Raw genomic sequence first — 16,529 nt, forward strand, 5'->3', positions numbered from 1 at the left:
TGTCATATCGATTTGTCATACAAATACGGAGACCACGATGGCAGGCGCCCCCACCAGCAAGAAAAAATTTCGCTCGCAGGAGTGGTTCGACAATCCCGACAATCCGGGCATGACCGCACTCTATCTGGAGCGCTACCTGAATTACGGGCTGACGCGGGCCGAACTGATGTCCGGAAAGCCGCTGATCGGCATCGCCCAGACGGGCTCGGACCTGTCGCCCTGCAACCGCCATCACATCGAACTGGCCAAGCGCGTGCGCGAAGGCATCGTCTCGATGGGTGGCATTCCTTTCGAGTTCCCTTGCCACCCGATCCAGGAAACCGGCAAGCGGCCAACCGCTGCACTTGACCGCAACCTTGCCTACCTCAGCCTGGTAGAGGTGCTCTACGGCTATCCGCTCGACGGCGTGGTGCTCACCATCGGCTGCGACAAGACGACCCCGGCCATGCTGATGGCCGCGGCCACCGTCAACATTCCGGCTATCGCGCTCTCGGTCGGCCCGATGCTCAACGGCTGGCACAAGGGCAAGCGCACCGGCTCCGGCACCATCGTCTGGGAATCGCGCCAGCGCCTGTCGGCCGGCGAGATTGGCTATGACGAGTTCATGGATATCGTTGCCTCCTCGGCGCCGTCGACCGGCTATTGCAACACGATGGGTACCGCCACCACGATGAATTCGCTGGCCGAGGCGCTCGGCATGCAATTGCCGGGCTCGGCCGCTATCCCCGCCCCCTATCGCGAACGCGGCCAGATCGCCTACGAGACCGGAAAGCGCATCGTCGACATGGTGCATGAGGATCTGAAGCCCTCCGACATCATGACCCGCAAGGCCTTCGAGAACGCCATCGTCGTCAACTCGGCGATCGGCGGCTCGACCAATGCGCCGATCCACCTCAACGCCATCGCCCGCCATCTCGGCGTGCCGCTCGACAATGACGATTGGCAGAAGGTCGGCCTCAACATACCGCTCATCGTCAATCTGCAGCCGACGGGCGAATATCTCGGCGAGGACTATCACCATGCCGGCGGCGTCCCGGCCGTGGTTGCCGAACTGATGAAGGGCGGCCTGCTGCCCTATCCGGAAGCCATGACGGCTAACGGCAAGACCATCGGCGACAATTGCAGCGGCGCCGTCAACGAGAACCTCGACGTCATCCGCACGGTTGGCGAGCCGCTGAAAGCCAATGCCGGCTTCATCAATCTCAAGGGCAATCTGTTCGATTCGGCGATCATGAAGACCAGCGGCATCTCGCCCGAATTCCGCGAGCGCTATCTGTCGAACCCGAAGGACCCCGAAGCCTTCGAGGGCAACGCCATGGTCTTTGACGGCCCCGAGGACTATCACGCCCGCATCGACGACCCGGCACAGGGTATCGACGAGCACACTATCCTGTTCATGCGCGGCGCCGGCCCGATCGGTTATCCCGGCGGCGCCGAAGTCGTCAACATGCAGCCGCCTGCCTATCTGATCAAAAAAGGCATCCACGCGCTGGCCTGTATCGGCGACGGTCGCCAGTCGGGCACGTCGGGCTCGCCGTCGATCCTCAACGCCTCGCCGGAAGCCGCCATCGGCGGCGGCCTGGCGCTGCTGAAGAGCGGCGACCGCGTCCGCATCGACCTGCGCAAGGGCACCGCCGACATCCTCGTCAGCGACGACGAGATCACGCGGCGCCGCACCGAGCTGCAAAACAATGGCGGCTATCACTATCCGAAGCACCAGACGCCATGGCAGGAAATCCAGCGTGGCATGGTCGACCAGTTTTCCGAAGGCATGGTGCTGAAGCCGGCGGTGAAATACCAGGATGTGGCTCATACGAGCGGCGTACCGAGGGACAATCACTGACCAGGATTCGTCGCATGAGGCGGCCGGGAAAACTGCTGCGTGCAGCTCTTTTACCGGCTGCTTCGTTGTTGCCGTTCGTCGCTTCAGCCACCGAATTTCCGGTAACGGCCAACGGCTGGACGGTTGCGGTCGCTGGGCGCTGGTGCAACGCGTCCAACCGCGATCCGGTTGAATTCGCCGCCACGCCCTATAACGGCCTGAACTTGGGGCGCACGCGCGACTGGACGGGAATTGTCATGCGCGTGTTCCTGTGGCCGGGTGCCGTCAAGGACGACATGCCCGTCACCGCGACGCTGCAACTTGGCAATGCCGACACGCCGCTGGAAATGACTGCGATGACTACGGTCGACTACATCGTCGACTTCGACCATGCGCTGACGACGGACGAGCAGAAGGCCATCGCCGGCGCCGGATCGATGACGGTGCGGGTGACGGGTGTCGAACAGCCGCTGGTCTTTCGCACCGAAGGTCTTGCCGAAGCGCTGGTGCTGCTCAACGAGTGCGCCAAGTCGATCGAGCAGGAGTGAGGACCGCCTGCAGCAGGAATTTCGTCTCGGCGGTTCCGCTTTTCATCGGGCGTCCGGCAAGCTGGACGTGTCAAGATCAGGCAGAATGCTTGACAAGCGGGCGTGACAAATCCACGATCATCGCAAGGGGTGCATCGCGACGACCCCGTGAGGCGTCAGCCCAACGTTCGCGTCCAAGCTTCTCTTTCAAGGAGGTGGACGCCATGCCGTCAACAACCGCTATCACTGTATCGCAACTGTCCCGTCTGATTGGGCTGCCGGGTGCACCCGCAATCATCGACGTCCGCATCGATGATGACTACAATTCCGATCCGCGCCTGCTGCCGGGGTCGGACCGGCGCAATTTCAGGACTGTCTCGAACTGGGCTGCCGACTTCGCCGGCAGGCAAGTGGCAGTCGTCTGCCAGCAGGGAAAAAAGCTCTCGGAAGGCGTGGCCGCATGGCTGCGGCAGGAGGGCATTGCCGCCGAATCGCTCGACGGCGGGTTTGAGGCATGGCGCGATGCCAAGGGCCTTCTCGTTCACGCCGACAAGATACCGCCCGCCGATGCCAAGGGCCGCACCGTGTGGGTGACGCGTACGCGCCCGAAGGTCGATCGCATCGCCTGCCCCTGGCTGATCCGGCGCTTCATCGATCCTCGCGCGGTCTTTCTCTTCGTCGAGCCGGCCGAAGTAGCGGCCGTCGCCGATCGCTTTCAGGCCGTGCCTTTCGACATCGAGAACGTGTTCTGGAGCCATCGCGGCGAACGCTGCACCTTCGACACCATGATCGAGGAGTTCGGGCTTAAATCCGAAGCGCTCGATCGCCTGGCCACGATCATACGCGCTGCCGATACTGCCAGCCTCGATCTTGTTCCGCAGGCGGCCGGGTTCCTGGCCGCCTCGCTTGGCCTGTCACGGATGTTTCGCGACGATCTGAAGCAGCTCGAGGCCGGCATGCTGCTTTATGATGCGTTCTTCCGCTGGTGCCGCGATGCCACCGAGGAGACGCATAACTGGCCGGCACCTGGCGCAGTCAGTCCCGGGGCGGGCAAACCATCGTGAGCGCCGTCCTTTCGAAGAAGCCGGCGGAGGTCCAGGAGCCCGCTGTGCCGAGCTTCCGGCAGGCCGTGGAGGTCTGGGCGAAAATCGGGGTGCTCAGCTTTGGCGGCCCGGCCGGGCAGATCGCGCTCATGCACAAGGAACTGGTCGAGGAACGGCGCTGGATCGGCGAACAGCGTTTCCTGCATGCGTTGAACTACTGCATGCTGCTGCCTGGCCCCGAGGCCCAGCAGCTCGCCATCTATATCGGCTGGTTGCTGCACAAAACGGTCGGCGGCCTTGTTGCCGGCATTCTCTTCGTCTTGCCGGGCGCGCTTGTCATGCTCGTCCTGAGCAGCCTCTATGCGCTCTATGGCGACGTACCACTCGTCGCGGCGCTGTTTTTCGGGGTCAAGGAGACCGTGCTCGCCATTGTCATCGAGGCGGTGATCCGGATCGGCAGACGCGCGCTGCAAAACCCGGTCATGGTGTCGATCGCACTCGCCGCCTTCATCGCCATCTACGCGTTGAACGTGCCGTTTCCGCTGATCGTGCTGCTTGCCGGCCTGGCAGGCTGGATCGGCAATCGTAGTGCGCCGGCATTTTTTTCCGGCGCCTCGCAGGGCAAGGGCGATGTTCCCGACATCAAGGGCGCGGTCGATCTGATGTTCGAGCGCGGCGAACTGACCCACGTCAGGCCGACACGATGGCACGCGCCGCGCACTTTGGCGATCTGGCTGCCGATTTGGCTCGGGCCGGTACTGGTGGTCTGGGCTGTCACCGGCCCTGCCAGCGTTTGGACACAAATCGGTGGCTTCTTCAGTGTCATGGCGGTCGTCACCTTTGGCGGCGCCTACGCCGTGCTTGCCTATGTCGCGCAGGCAGCGGTCGAGTCCTTCGGCTGGCTGGCACCCGGTGAAATGGTCGACGGCCTCGGACTTGCCGAAACCACGCCGGGTCCGCTCATCCTAGTCTTGCAGTTCGTCGGCTTCGTTGCCGCGTTCCGCCAGCCGGGCTTGCTTGCGCCGCTGCTTGCCGGATTGTTTGGCGGGCTGTTCACGCTGTGGGCGACGTTTACCCCATGTTTCCTATGGATATTCCTTGGCGCGCCTTACATCGAAGCGCTGCGCGGCAACAAGGCGCTGTCGGCGGCGCTCGGCGCGATCACCGCCGCCGTCGTCGGCGTCATCATGAATCTCGCTCTATGGTTTGGCTTGCACGTCATCTTCGGCGAAGTGCGCAATGTCGGGCTTGGAATGGACGTGCCGGTGCTTTCATCGATAGACTGGCGCGCGGCGCTGCTTTCCTGTGCCTCGATGATCGCCATTCTGAAGCTGAAGATCGGCATGCTGCCGACGCTTGCCGGATCGGCGCTGGCCGGTGTCTTGTTGCTGGCGGTAAGTGGGTAACGCTCAGCCGCCCATCCTGCCGCGCGGCAGCTTGATCATATCGCCGAAACGGGCGCGCAATTTGTCGTCGACCGGCTTCGGCACATGGCGCGGGAAGCGTTCGGCAAGCACGCGTTTCTTCTCGATGATCGCCCGCTGCAGGATATCGGGCCTGCCTTTCTCATTCCATTCCTTCGGCGAAAAGCGGTCGCCGACGGCCGGATAGAAATATTCGGTCTGCATCAGCCGCAGCGTCTGCTCGTTACCGAGGTAATGGCCGGGGCCCTTCAGGCAGACATCGGCAATGGTGTCGATCGACAGCGACTCGTCTGTCACTTCGATGCCGCGCACGCAGCGCAGGCAGTGGCCGAGCATGTCGTTGTCGATGATCAGGCTCTCAAGGCAAAAGCCGAGCAGCGAGGCGTGCATGCCGGCCGATTCGTAAACCAGGTTGAGGCCGGCAAGACCGGCCATCACGTCGGTTATGCCCTTTTCGTAGCCGGACTGAATGTCAGGCAGTTTCGAATCTGTCATGCCGGCGGCCGAACCTCCCGGCAGGTCGTAAAATTGCGCCATCTGCGCGCAGGCCGCGGTCAGCACTGCCTGCTCGGCCGAACCGCCTGACATGGCGCCGGTCCGGAGGTCCGAGACGAACGGCCAGGTGCCGAAAATCGCCGGATGGCCTGGCTTGATGGCGTTGACATAGATGAGGCCGACGAGCACTTCGGCGACCGCCTGCACCACGGCGCCGGCAATCGCCGCCGGTGCCGTCGCACCCGCCTGGCCTGCCGACAGCAGCAGGATCGGAATGCCGCCGTCGACGCAGGCCTCGAGCACGCCACAGGCGTCCTCGGCAAACTTCATCGGTGGTACGACGAAGCAGTTCGAATTGGAGACGAAAGGCCGGGCGCGAAAATTCTCTTCGCCGCCGGCGATCGCATAGAGCATGTCGAGCGCTGGCTTGACGTTCTCACGCACGGTAAACGAAGTGCCGACATGCTTCGACGTGCCCATGACGCAGGCGTAGAGCGTGTTGAAATCCATATTGAGCGGGTCGGGAATGTCGCGCGGCACCATCGGCCGCTGGAAGAAATGGATGTTGTCGAGCCCGTCGACCAGGCGCGCGGCATCGTAAATGTCCTGCAGCAGCGACTCGCGGTACTCACGCTTTTCGACATCGACAAGATGCACCGCAGCACCAGCCGTGCCGTAATGCACACGCTTGCCCTGGATCACCATGTCGTGCTTCGGATCCTGGCCGTGCAGGGTGAAATGCCGCGCCGCTCTCTTGATGGTGTCGAGCACAAGGCCGCGAGGAAAGCGCAGGCGGCCGTCCTCACTGAAGGTCGCGCCGGCTTTGGTCAGTGCCTCGATGCAGGAGGGGATAGCGTTGGCGAAGCCGACCGTCTCCAGAAGGGTAAGCACGGCCTCGTGGATACGTTCGCAATCATTGCCGCTGAGCGGGCTGTAGCTCCCGCCTTCGATGCCGGCGCGCACCGGCTTGACGTCGTCGGCGAGCGGTGCCGCCCGCATGGCGCGGCGCGCCTCGCGCCCGCCGGACCGCCGCGAACGCTGGTCTGCGGACACGTCCTGCTTCTCATGGGCCATTGGCATGAAGGCACTCCAACTTCAGCTGCGGAGCGGGCGGGCGGTTGGTCCACCATCGGCCTGCTTCGTCCCCTTTATACAGCGACTATGCCGCCGGCATTGGCACAGACTATGTGCCAGCCGGTCCCGTCGCATATGCCAAGGAGCTAAAGAACCGGAGCTGCACTACATGCGCCAGGCTCCGGGTCGGGGAAGGGAGATCAGGCCGCTGCCGGCCTGCGTCCAGCTGCCGTCGCCAGTTCGCGGATGCCGGGTTCGATGTGCTGCAACGCGATCGAGGAAATGCCCAAGCGCATGAAACGCGAAGGCTTTTCAGTGCGGTCGAAGAAGCGGTCGCCGGGCTCGATGATGACGCTGCGCGAGGCTGCGGCTTCCGCCAGCCCACGCGAATCGGTGCCGCGCGGTCCCTCGAGCCAGAGCGACGTGCCGCCGGCCGAATCGGTCGAGCGCCACTCCGGCAGGAAGGCGGAAATCGCATGGACCAGACGCTTGCGCCTCTCGTCGAAGGCACTCGACAGCCGCCGCACCAGCGCCTCGTGATGGCCGAGCGACAGGAACAAAGCAACGGCGCGCTGGTTGTTCGCCGGCGGATGACGCAGCATGAAGCGGCGCAGCGCCCGAAGCTCGGAGATCAGACCGGCTGAGGCGACGATGTAGCCGAGCCTCAAGCCCGGAGCCAGCGTCTTCGACATCGAGCCGACGTAGACGACGCGGCCGGAGCGATCGAGGCTCTTCAGCGCCTGCTGCGGCGCCTCGTCCAGGAGCTGGCTGTCGTATCCGTCCTCAATGATGATCTGGTTGTGCCGGTTGGCGCGCGCCAAAAGGTCCTGCCGCCGCTCCGCCGACAGCGGTACCATGGTCGGGCAATGGTGGCTGGGCGTGACAAAGACAAAGCCGGAATCATTGGGAATGGCCGAGGTCACGATGCCGGAGTGGTCGACCGGAACCGGCTGGATGTCGGCGCCGGCCAGCCGGAAGATCGAACGTGCATCGGGATAGCCCGGGTCCTCCATCGCCACCTTCGAGCCCTTGGTCATCAACAGCGTCGCCAGCATGTAAAGCGCGTTCTGCGCGCCCAGCGTCACGATGATCTCGTCCGGATTGGCGAAGATGCCGCGTCGCGGCAGCAGCCGTGCCTGGATCTGCTCGATCAGGAGCGGATCGTCGCGGTCGACCATGTCGGACGCCCAGTTGCGGATTTCGAGCACCGCCAGCGCCATGCGGTTGCACTCGCGCCATTCGGCGGTCGGGAACAGCGCTGGGTCGAACTGGCCATAGACGAACGGGTAGGACGACTTGATCCAGTTGTCGTGCTTGGCTGGCGGTGGCATGTCGCTCGCCGCGATCTGCCGGCGCGCCTTCCAGTCGATCTCGTTGGCCTGGTCGGGCGCTTTCTGGTGCGGCTTGGCCGGCGTCGCCAGCACTTCGGGATTGACGAAATGGCCGCGGCGCTCGCGCGCCACCAGGAAGCCCTGGTCGACCAGCTGCTGGAAGGCCAGCACCACGGTGCCGCGCGCCACGCCGAGTTTTTCGGCAAGAATCCGGCAGGACGGAAGCGGCATGGAAGCCGCGATCTGCCGGTCGAGGATGGCGGCGACGATCGCCTGGCGGATCTGCGCCTGCAGGGTCTGACCGGATTCCGCCGAAATCCGGAACAGGCCGGACCATATGGCCGTGTCGTTTCGCTGTGGCATGGGAGATGTTCCTCGATGGCCAGTTTTTTCATTTGACTGGACCAGTCGAATGTACCGGTGGCACAAGGTGTTGCGCCAATCAATTTTTCTGATCGCTGGGATTTATGCCAGTGATCCTTTGCGCCGGCCCATGCTGCGCTGCGGCATCGCTGCGCATTGAAACAGATGGAATTCGACCCGATAGTTTGCCGCGACGACACGCGCCGGAAACATCCGGCCTGATAAGATGCATCTCAAGAGACCGGAGCGAAGCAGTGGATCAATCGTCCTTTCAAAAGCAGCTCGACGCATTGCGCGATCATCGTGCGGCCAAATCGGGCTCGATGCGCGAGGCTTTCGCCGCCGATCCGCAGCGGTTCGAGAAATTCTCCGCAAGCGCCGGCGACCTGTTGCTCGACTGGTCGAAATGCGCGGTCGATGCGCGGACGATGGAGTTGTTGGAGAAGCTGGCCGAGGCCGCCGACCTCGAAGGCCGGCGCGACGCGATGTTTGCTGGCAAGAAGATCAACGTCACCGAAGGCCGCGCCGTGCTGCATACGGCGCTGCGCAACTTGACCGGAAAGGGCATCGTGCTCGACGGCCAGGACGTGAAGCTGGAAGTCCTTGCCGTACTCGACGCGATGGGTGCCTTCGCCGACGCGGTGCGTTCCGGCAAGGCGGCCGGCGCGACCGGCAAGAAGATCACCGACATCGTCAACATCGGCATCGGCGGCTCCGATCTCGGCCCGGCCATGGCGACGCTGGCGCTGGCGCCCTACCACGACGGGCCGCGCGCGCATTACGTGTCCAATATCGACGGTGCCCACATCCACGACACGCTGAAGGGTCTTTCCGCCGAAACCACCCTGTTCGTCATCGCCTCCAAGACCTTCACCACGGTCGAGACGATGACCAATGCCGAGACCGCGCGCGGATGGGTCGAGAAGGCGCTCGGCAAGGAAGCGGTCGGCAAGCATTTCGCCGCTGTCTCGACGGCGCTCGACCTTGTCGCCAAATTCGGCATCGCGTCCGACCGCGTCTTCGGCTTCTGGGACTGGGTCGGCGGCCGCTATTCCGTCTGGGGTGCGATCGGCCTGCCGGTGATGATCGCCATCGGGCCAAGGAATTTTCGCGCTTTTCTCGACGGCGCGCATGAGATGGACGAGCATTTCCGCACCGCGCCGCTGGCGAAGAACCTGCCGGCGCTGATGGGGCTGATCGGCTGGTGGCACCGGGTGGTCTGCAAATACCCGGCTCGCGCCGTCATCCCCTATGATCAGCGTCTGTCCAGGCTGCCGGCCTATCTGCAGCAGCTCGACATGGAATCGAACGGCAAGAGCGTCACCCTGGATGGTGGCGCTGTAACAACGCCGACCGGCCCGCTGGTCTGGGGCGAGCCCGGCACCAATGGCCAGCATGCCTTTTTCCAGCTTCTGCATCAGGGCACCGATTTCATTCCGGTCGAATTCCTTGCCGCTGCCGTCGGCCACGAGCCGGAACTGAAGCATCACCACGACCTCCTGCTCGCCAATTGCCTGGCACAATCGGAAGCCTTCATGAAGGGCCGCACGCTTGAGGAAGCCCGCGCGCAGATGCTGGCGAAAGGCATGAAACCCGCTGATGTCGACAGGATTGCTCCGCACCGCGTCTTCTCCGGCGACCGCCCCTCGGTGACGATCCTCTACAGGAAACTCGACCCGCACACGTTCGGACGGCTGATTGCGCTTTACGAGCACCGCGTCTTCGTCGAAGGCACGCTGTTCAACATCAACTCCTTCGACCAGTGGGGCGTCGAGCTCGGCAAAGAACTGGCGACCGGACTGCTGCCCGTCGTTGAAGGCAAGGAGAACGCCGCAAAGCGGGATGCCTCGACCGCCGGACTGGTGGAATACATCCACCGCTTGCGCGGCCCGGAGTGAAAAGCTTGGCGGACATCAAGGGAATATTGTTCGACAAGGACGGCACGCTCGTAGATTTCAACGCGACATGGCTGGGCATCGCCGACTTCATGGCGATGGATGCGGCCGAAGGCGATCGCTGGAAAGCAGACAGGCTGCTTGCCGCGGCGGGCTTCGATTTCGCAGCCAAGCGCTTCAAGCCGGATTCGATTTTTGCCTCCGGCACCAACATGGACGTCGTCGAGCTGTGGTTTCCACGGCTGTCCGACGAGGACCAGATGCTTGCCGTCGCCCGCTTCAACGCCATCACTTCGGCGCAAGGATCGGCAATGGCGGTGGCGCTGCCGGGCGTGGTCGAGACGCTCGGCCTGCTTCACAGGAAATCCTACCGGCTTGGCGTCGCCACCAACGACTCGACCAGCGGCGCGGAAAAGACTTTGGTCACGCTGGGCGTCGCGCAGCTTTTCGAAGCCGCCTATGGTTACGACGCGGTGGCCAACCCAAAACCGGCGCCGGATACAATCCTTGCCTTCTCGGACCTGACGGGGCTCAGGCCGGCGACGATCGCAATGGTCGGCGACAACCGCCACGATCTGGAAATGGCGCGCGCCGGCGGCTGCGGCTTGGCGATTGGCGTGCTGTCCGGCACCGGCACACGTGAATCGCTGTCGCAGATCGCCGACGTCATCCTGGATTCGGTTGCCGACCTGCCCGATTTTCTTGCGGCAAGGGTCAAGGAGACGGTCTAGATTGGCAGTTATCTGGTCCGAACGAGAACACGCCGCTCGGCTTCATCGCCGCATTCCTGCCTTCGCCGACATCTGGCACCTCGTATTCGGCCAGCAGGCGAAGCCGCGAGCGGGGCAGATAGGCGCGGCCCGGATCGCCGATCAGCACGGCGATGCCGGCTGCAAGGCAGCGGTCGAGGAAAGGGACGACCTGGCCGGCAAGATCATGGGCGTAAAACAGGTCGCCGACCACCACGACATCCACCGGTGGCGGCGGACCGCTGGTGATGTCCTCGCCGATCATCGCGATCACAACGCCGTTCGCCGTCGCATTGAGGCCGAGCGCAACCACGCCATTACGGTCGATCTCGGCCGCGACGACCGCGCTTGCGCCGGCTTTCGCCGCTGCGATACCGACGAGACCCGAACCGGCGCCGAGGTCGAGCACTCGACGCCCGGCCACGGTCTCCGGCCGGTCGAGTATGTAGCGGGCGAGCACCGCACCGCCGGCCCAGACATATGCCCAGTACGGTGGCTCCGGTTCAGGTCCGTCTTCTTCGGTCGCCTGTTGGTTGCACTCGACAAGCCGCCTGAGCCCGCTTCCCGGATGGGCGGTGTAAAGCCGAATTTCGGGAATCGCAGGCACTGCCGCGATCCGCATGTTCGCCCGGATGAACTCTGCCGGGTCTGGGCGCGAACCGATACCCACGGCGTTGGCGCCGGCGATGCAATCGCTCAAGCTGCGCCTAGCCCCGCAACGCCCGGCGCAGGATCTTGCCGACAGGTGTCTTCGGCAGTTCGGTGCGGAACTCGATATATCTGGGGCGCTTGTAGCCGGTCAGGTTCTCGCGGCAATAGGCCGTCAGCGTCTCGGCGGTCAGTGCGGGGTCCTTTTTGACGACGAACAGCTTCGGCACTTCACCCGAATGCTCGTCCGGCACGCCGATCGCCGCCACTTCGAGTACGCCCGGATGTTGCGCCACCACTTCCTCGAGTTCGTTCGGATAGACGTTGAAGCCGGAAACAAGAATCATGTCCTTCTTGCGGTCGACGATCTTGGTGTAGCCGCGCTCGTCCATGAAGCCCATGTCGCCCGATTTGAAGAAGCCGTCCTCGGTCATCACCTTGGCGGTCTCGTCCGGCCGGTTCCAGTAGCCGGCCATCACCTGCGGTCCGCGGATGCAGATTTCGCCGACTTCGCCGAGCGGCAAATTGTTGCCGTCGTCGTCGCGGATGGCAAGCTCGGTCGAGGGCAGCGGCAGGCCGATCGTGCCGGTGTAAACGCCATCGCTGAATTTGTTGGCGGTCGCCCCCGGCGAAGTTTCGGAGAGTCCGTAGGCCTCGCTGATCGGGCAGCCGGTCAGCGCCTTCCAACGCTCGGCGATGCCCTTCTGCACCGCCATGCCGCCACCCAGCGTCAGGATCAGCGGCTTGAAATCGAGCTTGCGAAAATCCTCATTGTTGAGCAGCGCATTGAACAGCGTATTGAGGCCCGGAAAGATGTGGATCGGGAATTTCTGCAGCTCCTTGACGAAGCCGGGAATGTCGCGCGGATTGGGAATGAGCACGTTCTGCGCGCCTTGCTGCATGCCCATAATCGCGTTCACGGTGAGCGCAAAGATATGGTAGAGCGGCAGCGCGCAGAGGAAGTTCATATGCGCCGGTTTCGGTTTGACCGTGTAGGCGTCTTCGACCCAGAGCGCGTTCTGCGCGACGTTCGCCAAGACATTGCTGTGCAAAAGCATCGCGCCCTTGGAGATGCCGGTCGTACCGCCTGTATATTGCAGGAAGGCGATGTCGTCGGCCACGACCTCCGCGGGTTTGAAGGTCACGCCGGAGCCGGCCTTCAATGCGGCGTTGAATTTGACATGGCCGGGCAGTGACCATGCCGGCACCATCTTCTTGACGCGACGTACAACGAAGTTGACGATCGTTCCCTTGAGCCCACCGAGCATGTCGCCCATCGTGGCGACCACGACATGCTTGACCGCGGTCCTGGCGATCACCGCCTGCAGGGTGCAGGCGAAATTTTCGAGGATGACAATGGCTTGAGCGCCGGAATCCTTGAGCTGGTGCTCCAGCTCGCGCGGCGTGTAGAGCGGATTGATGTTCACCACGACATAGCCGGCGCGAAGCACTGCCATCATCGCCACCGGATATTGCAGCACGTTCGGCATCATCAGCGCGACGCGCGACCCTTTCTGCAGCCCGGTTGATTGCAGATAGGCGCCGAAGGCGGCCGACTGTCGTTCGAGGTCGGCATAGGTGATCGACTTGCCCATGCAGACGAAGGCCGGCCGATTCGCAAACTGCTGGCACACGGCGACGAGAAAGTCGCCGATCGAGCTGGAGGGCAGGGCGCCGATTTCGGCCGGCACGATTTTTGGATAACTCTTGAGCCACGGTTTTTCCGGCAGGCCGGCGGCCAGCGACGTAATCGCCTTAGGCAATCTCTTGGCCGGACCTGCCAACGGTCGAGGCGCTGTCGGCACTGCCTTCGCCGCCGGCTTGGCGGCAGACTTTGCGGCAGGCGCCGTCTTGCCGGTTGCCGGTTTAGCAGCCGTTCCAGCCGTGGTCTTCGCCGCGGGCTTTGCGCTTGCCTTCGCGGTAGCCGTCGGCTTGGCGGCGGCGGCTTTTGGCTTGGCCGCCTTCGATGTCGCCTCGGCTTTTGCTTTGGCCGCGGTGGTTGTCTTTGCCGGTTTTGCCACCTGTCGCTCCCTCAATGTTCTTATTGTTTCGGCACGCTTGCGCGCCACCGCCGCCGCTGACGAACAAAGGTATGCCACGCTTGCCGCAATGTCCGGACCTGAGAAAATCCGGCACCGCTGTCCGTCTATCTATGTATTGCCACAAGCGGCGGCCGTGCAAGCCTCGCCACCTGGAGTGCGGCAAGACTTGCCGTCAAACCTCTCGGCCACGACCGGTTTTCAGACGCGCATCTCTTGAACCGAACGGCTCGATTCCCGCAATTGGCGGCATTGCCGATCAACAAAAAAATGAAGTCGCTAATAATGTCGTGATCTGCGGATTCGGCTCGTTTTTTCCACAATTTGCCGCGTCCCGGAATTTTTTTCTGCTTCCCGTGGGTTAGGCAAACAAGCAGTTCCAAAGCTAGAAAAACGGTGCTTATATGCGGCCTTCGCGAGCCTGATAGAGGGGCTTGGAAGAACATCAGGGAGTGCTCAATGAAAAAGAAACTGACTTTTGCAGCCGCGTTGCTGGCTGCAAGCGTCCTCGGCGGCGTGGCCAATGCAAAACAACTGGTCTATTGCTCGGAGGCTTCGCCGGCCGGCTTCGACCCGTCGCCATGGAGCGGCGGCAACGACTTCGATGCCTCGTCGCGCACCATCTATTCGCGCCTGGTCGAGTTCGAGCATGGCAAGACCACCATCTCGCCCGGCCTGGCTGAGAGCTGGACAGTTTCTGACGACGGTCTCGAATACACCTTCAAGCTTCGCCCGGGTGTGAAATTCCAGACGACGGATTATTTCACGCCAACGCGCGACCTCAACGCCGACGACGTGATCTTTTCCTTCGAACGCCAGTGGAAGAAAGAAAGCCCGTGGTACAGCTATCTGGAAGGTACCGGCTGGGAATATTTCACCGGCATGGGCTTCCCCGATCTCCTGAAGGAAATCGTCAAGGTCGACGACCTGACGGTCAAATTCGTACTGAACAAGCCTGAAGTCGCGTTCCTGCCGGATCTCGGCATGGATTTCGCCTCGATCGTCTCCAAGGAATATGCCGACCAGCTCGACAAGGCCGGCACCAGGCAGCAGTTCACCCAGAAGCCGGTCGGCACTGGTCCGTTCCAGTTCGTCGACTATCAGGTCGATGCGGTCGTGCGCTATGCGGCATGGGACGGCTACTATGGCGGCCGCCAGAAGATCGATGATCTGATCTTCGCCATCACGCCCGACCCGGCAGTACGCGCGCAGAAGCTGAAGGCGGGCGAGTGCGATATCATGTCATACCCGGCGCCGGCCGACATTGCCGGACTGCAGGCCGACACGAACCTCAAGGTCGACGAGCAGGAAGGCCTGAACATCGGCTACATGGCTTACAACACGACGCAGCCGCCCTTCGACAAGGTCGAGGTCCGCAAGGCCCTCAACATGGCGGTGAACAAGAAGGCGATCATCGACGCGGTCTATCAAGGCGCCGGCGCGCCGGCCATCAACCCGATCCCGCCGACCATGTGGTCCTATAACAAGGACATCAAGGACGATCCCTATGATCCAGAGGCGGCCAAGAAGATGCTGGCCGACGCGGGCGTCAAGGATCTGTCGATGAAGATCTGGGCTATGCCGGTCAGCCGTCCCTACAACCCGAACGCCCAGCGCGTCGCCGAGTTGATCCAGGCCGACTATGCCGCCGTCGGCGTCAAGGCGGAGATCGTCAGCTACGAATGGACCGAGTACCGCCAGCGCGGCAAGGCTAAGGATCGCGACGGCGCCTTCCAGCTGGGCTGGACCGGTGACAATGGCGATCCGGACAACTTCTTTTTCCTGCTCGGTTGCGATGCCATCGGCCAGTCCAACTATGCAATCTGGTGCAATCAGGAGTTCGAAGGCCTGCTGAAGAAGGGCAAGGCGACGACCGACGTCGCCGAGCGCACCAAGATCTACGAGGAAGCTCAGGCCGTGTTCAAGCGTGAGGCCCCGTGGCTGACCATCGCCCACTCCAAGGTCTTCATGCCGATGAACAAGAAGGTCGCGGGCTTCGCTATGGACCCGCTTGGCATTCATCGGTTTGATGGCGTCGACGTCAGCGAATAAGTTCTGAGAAATTGAACGGCGGCGCTGGACTCCCAGCGCCGCCGTTCTATGAAGCAAGATGCTCCGTTATCTCCTCCACAAGCTCGCTTTGATCATCCCGACCGTGTTCGGCATATCGCTGGCGGCGTTCGCTTTCGTCCGGCTTCTGCCGGGCGATCCGATCCTGGCCCTGGCCGGCGAGCGCGGTGTCAGCCCCGAGCGCTACGCCCAGCTCATTGAGCAGTTTGGCTATAACCGGCCCTATGTCATCCAGTACCTTGAATATATCGGCAGGGTCCTGACCGGCGATTTCGGCATATCGATTGCCACCAAGCGGCCAGTGCTCGGCGAATTCCAGGCGCTGTTTCCGGCCACGCTGGAACTGGCGACGGTGGCGTTGATCATCGCCATACTGCTTGGCATCCCCGCCGGCATTTTCGCTGCGGTCAAGCGCGGCTCGTGGTTCGACCAGGCGACGATGGGTGTCGCGCTGACCGGCTATTCGATGCCGATCTTCTGGTGGGGGCTGCTGCTCATTATCTTCTTCTCCGGCTATCTCGGCTGGACGCCGGTTTCCGGCCGCATCGGCCTGCAGTATTTCTTCAGGCCGACAACCGGGTTCATGCTCATCGACAGCCTGATCTCCGGCAGGAGCGGCGCTTTCAAATCCGCCGTCAGCCATTTGATCCTGCCCTCGATCGTGCTGGCGACGATCCCGCTTGCCGTCATAGCACGCCAGACGCGCTCGGCGATGCTCGAGGTGCTGGGCGAGGATTATGTCCGCACCGCGCGCGCCAAGGGCCTGGCGCCGCGCCGTGTCATCGGGCTGCACGCTTTTCGCAACGCGCTGATCCCGGTGGTCACCACCATTGGACTGCAGGTCGGCACGTTGATGGCGGGCGCCATTTTGACCGAAACCATTTTTTCCTGGCCAGGCATCGGCAAATGGATGATCGACGCCATCGGCAAGCGCGACTATGTCGTCGTCCAGAGCGGATTGCTGATCATCGCGCTGATCGTCATGGCGGTGAACCTGATCGTCGACGTGCTCTACGCCGTCATCAATCCGCGCATCCGGGTGCAGTGAG

Annotated in this window: 13 protein-coding genes; 9 read left to right on the forward strand and 4 right to left on the reverse strand. The window is 62.9% G+C overall.

Annotation, left to right across the window (positions count from 1 at the left end; all coding sequences use genetic code 11):
- Positions 1–37 precede the first annotated feature (37 nt).
- The 4 genes from AC0L2P_RS02915 to chrA all read left to right on the forward strand — a co-directional run bounded on the left by AC0L2P_RS02915 (position 38) and on the right by chrA (position 4,798).
- Complete coding sequence (locus AC0L2P_RS02915; RefSeq protein ID WP_473499762.1) at positions 38–1,843, forward strand: IlvD/Edd family dehydratase; 1,806 nt, start codon at positions 38–40, stop codon at positions 1,841–1,843.
- A gap of 14 nt (positions 1,844–1,857) precedes the next feature.
- Positions 1,858–2,370: a hypothetical protein gene (locus AC0L2P_RS02920; protein ID WP_473499763.1), complete on the forward strand. Its 513-nt coding sequence runs from the start codon at positions 1,858–1,860 to the stop codon at positions 2,368–2,370.
- 203 nt (positions 2,371–2,573) lie between these two features.
- Complete coding sequence (locus AC0L2P_RS02925; protein WP_473499764.1) at positions 2,574–3,413, forward strand: chromate resistance protein ChrB domain-containing protein; 840 nt, start codon at positions 2,574–2,576, stop codon at positions 3,411–3,413.
- Positions 3,410–4,798: a chromate efflux transporter gene (chrA, locus tag AC0L2P_RS02930; protein ID WP_473499765.1), complete on the forward strand. Its 1,389-nt coding sequence runs from the start codon at positions 3,410–3,412 to the stop codon at positions 4,796–4,798. The genes AC0L2P_RS02925 and chrA overlap by 4 nt, the downstream gene beginning before the upstream one ends.
- Before the next feature lie 3 nt (positions 4,799–4,801).
- On the opposite strand, the gene AC0L2P_RS02935 is transcribed toward chrA, so the two are convergent.
- Together AC0L2P_RS02935 and pdxR are read right to left on the reverse strand one after the other, a co-directional pair.
- Positions 4,802–6,391, reverse strand: coding sequence for a trimethylamine methyltransferase family protein (locus AC0L2P_RS02935; RefSeq protein ID WP_473499766.1), 1,590 nt, complete (start codon positions 6,389–6,391; stop codon positions 4,802–4,804).
- A gap of 194 nt (positions 6,392–6,585) precedes the next feature.
- Positions 6,586–8,079, reverse strand: coding sequence for a MocR-like pyridoxine biosynthesis transcription factor PdxR (gene pdxR, locus AC0L2P_RS02940; RefSeq protein WP_352488079.1), 1,494 nt, complete (start codon positions 8,077–8,079; stop codon positions 6,586–6,588).
- 254 nt (positions 8,080–8,333) lie between these two features.
- Here pdxR and pgi point away from each other — a divergent pair, with 254 nt between their 5' ends.
- Positions 8,334–9,977 carry a glucose-6-phosphate isomerase gene (gene pgi / locus AC0L2P_RS02945; protein ID WP_473499767.1) on the forward strand — a complete coding sequence of 548 codons (1,644 nt, stop codon included), beginning with the start codon at positions 8,334–8,336 and terminating at the stop codon, positions 9,975–9,977.
- A 5-nt stretch (positions 9,978–9,982) separates the two neighbouring features.
- Complete coding sequence (locus AC0L2P_RS02950) at positions 9,983–10,705, forward strand: HAD family hydrolase (protein ID WP_473499768.1); 723 nt, start codon at positions 9,983–9,985, stop codon at positions 10,703–10,705.
- On the opposite strand, the gene AC0L2P_RS02955 is transcribed toward AC0L2P_RS02950, so the two are convergent.
- Both AC0L2P_RS02955 and AC0L2P_RS02960 read right to left on the reverse strand, forming a co-directional pair.
- Positions 10,689–11,423, reverse strand: a complete 735-nt coding sequence (locus AC0L2P_RS02955) for a class I SAM-dependent methyltransferase (protein ID WP_473499769.1) — start codon at positions 11,421–11,423, stop codon at positions 10,689–10,691. The two genes, AC0L2P_RS02950 and AC0L2P_RS02955, sit on opposite strands and share 17 nt — an antisense overlap.
- 7 nt (positions 11,424–11,430) lie before the next feature.
- On the reverse strand, positions 11,431–13,134 hold the full coding sequence (locus AC0L2P_RS02960; protein ID WP_473499770.1) for a long-chain-fatty-acid--CoA ligase: 1,704 nt from the start codon (positions 13,132–13,134) through the stop codon (positions 11,431–11,433).
- Between the two features lie 88 nt (positions 13,135–13,222).
- Between AC0L2P_RS02960 and AC0L2P_RS02965 the strand changes: the two genes are divergently transcribed.
- From AC0L2P_RS02965 to AC0L2P_RS02975, 3 genes are all read left to right on the forward strand, one after another.
- Positions 13,223–13,630: a hypothetical protein gene (locus AC0L2P_RS02965; RefSeq protein WP_473499771.1), complete on the forward strand. Its 408-nt coding sequence runs from the start codon at positions 13,223–13,225 to the stop codon at positions 13,628–13,630.
- A 239-nt stretch (positions 13,631–13,869) separates the two neighbouring features.
- Positions 13,870–15,462, forward strand: a complete 1,593-nt coding sequence (locus AC0L2P_RS02970; protein ID WP_473499772.1) for an ABC transporter substrate-binding protein — start codon at positions 13,870–13,872, stop codon at positions 15,460–15,462.
- A 58-nt stretch (positions 15,463–15,520) separates the two neighbouring features.
- Entirely contained in the window at positions 15,521–16,528 is a 1,008-nt protein-coding gene (locus tag AC0L2P_RS02975; protein ID WP_254816243.1) for an ABC transporter permease subunit, read from the forward strand.
- Position 16,529 lies beyond the last annotated feature (1 nt).

The organism is Mesorhizobium sp. WSM4836, from assembly GCF_055811815.1.

Excerpts from the sequence above, each read along its gene's own strand:
- AC0L2P_RS02970 (WP_473499772.1), top strand. The coding sequence starts at position 13,870 with ATGAAAAAGAAACTGACTTTTGCAGCCGCGTTGCTGGCTGCAAGCGTC.
- AC0L2P_RS02935 (WP_473499766.1), bottom strand. The coding sequence starts at position 6,391 with ATGCCAATGGCCCATGAGAAGCAGGACGTGTCCGCAGACCAGCGTTCG.
- AC0L2P_RS02925 (WP_473499764.1), top strand. The coding sequence starts at position 2,574 with ATGCCGTCAACAACCGCTATCACTGTATCGCAACTGTCCCGTCTGATT.
- AC0L2P_RS02915 (WP_473499762.1), top strand. The coding sequence starts at position 38 with ATGGCAGGCGCCCCCACCAGCAAGAAAAAATTTCGCTCGCAGGAGTGG.
- AC0L2P_RS02920 (WP_473499763.1), top strand. The coding sequence starts at position 1,858 with ATGAGGCGGCCGGGAAAACTGCTGCGTGCAGCTCTTTTACCGGCTGCT.
- AC0L2P_RS02975 (WP_254816243.1), top strand. The coding sequence starts at position 15,521 with ATGCTCCGTTATCTCCTCCACAAGCTCGCTTTGATCATCCCGACCGTG.
- pdxR (WP_352488079.1), bottom strand. The coding sequence starts at position 8,079 with ATGCCACAGCGAAACGACACGGCCATATGGTCCGGCCTGTTCCGGATT.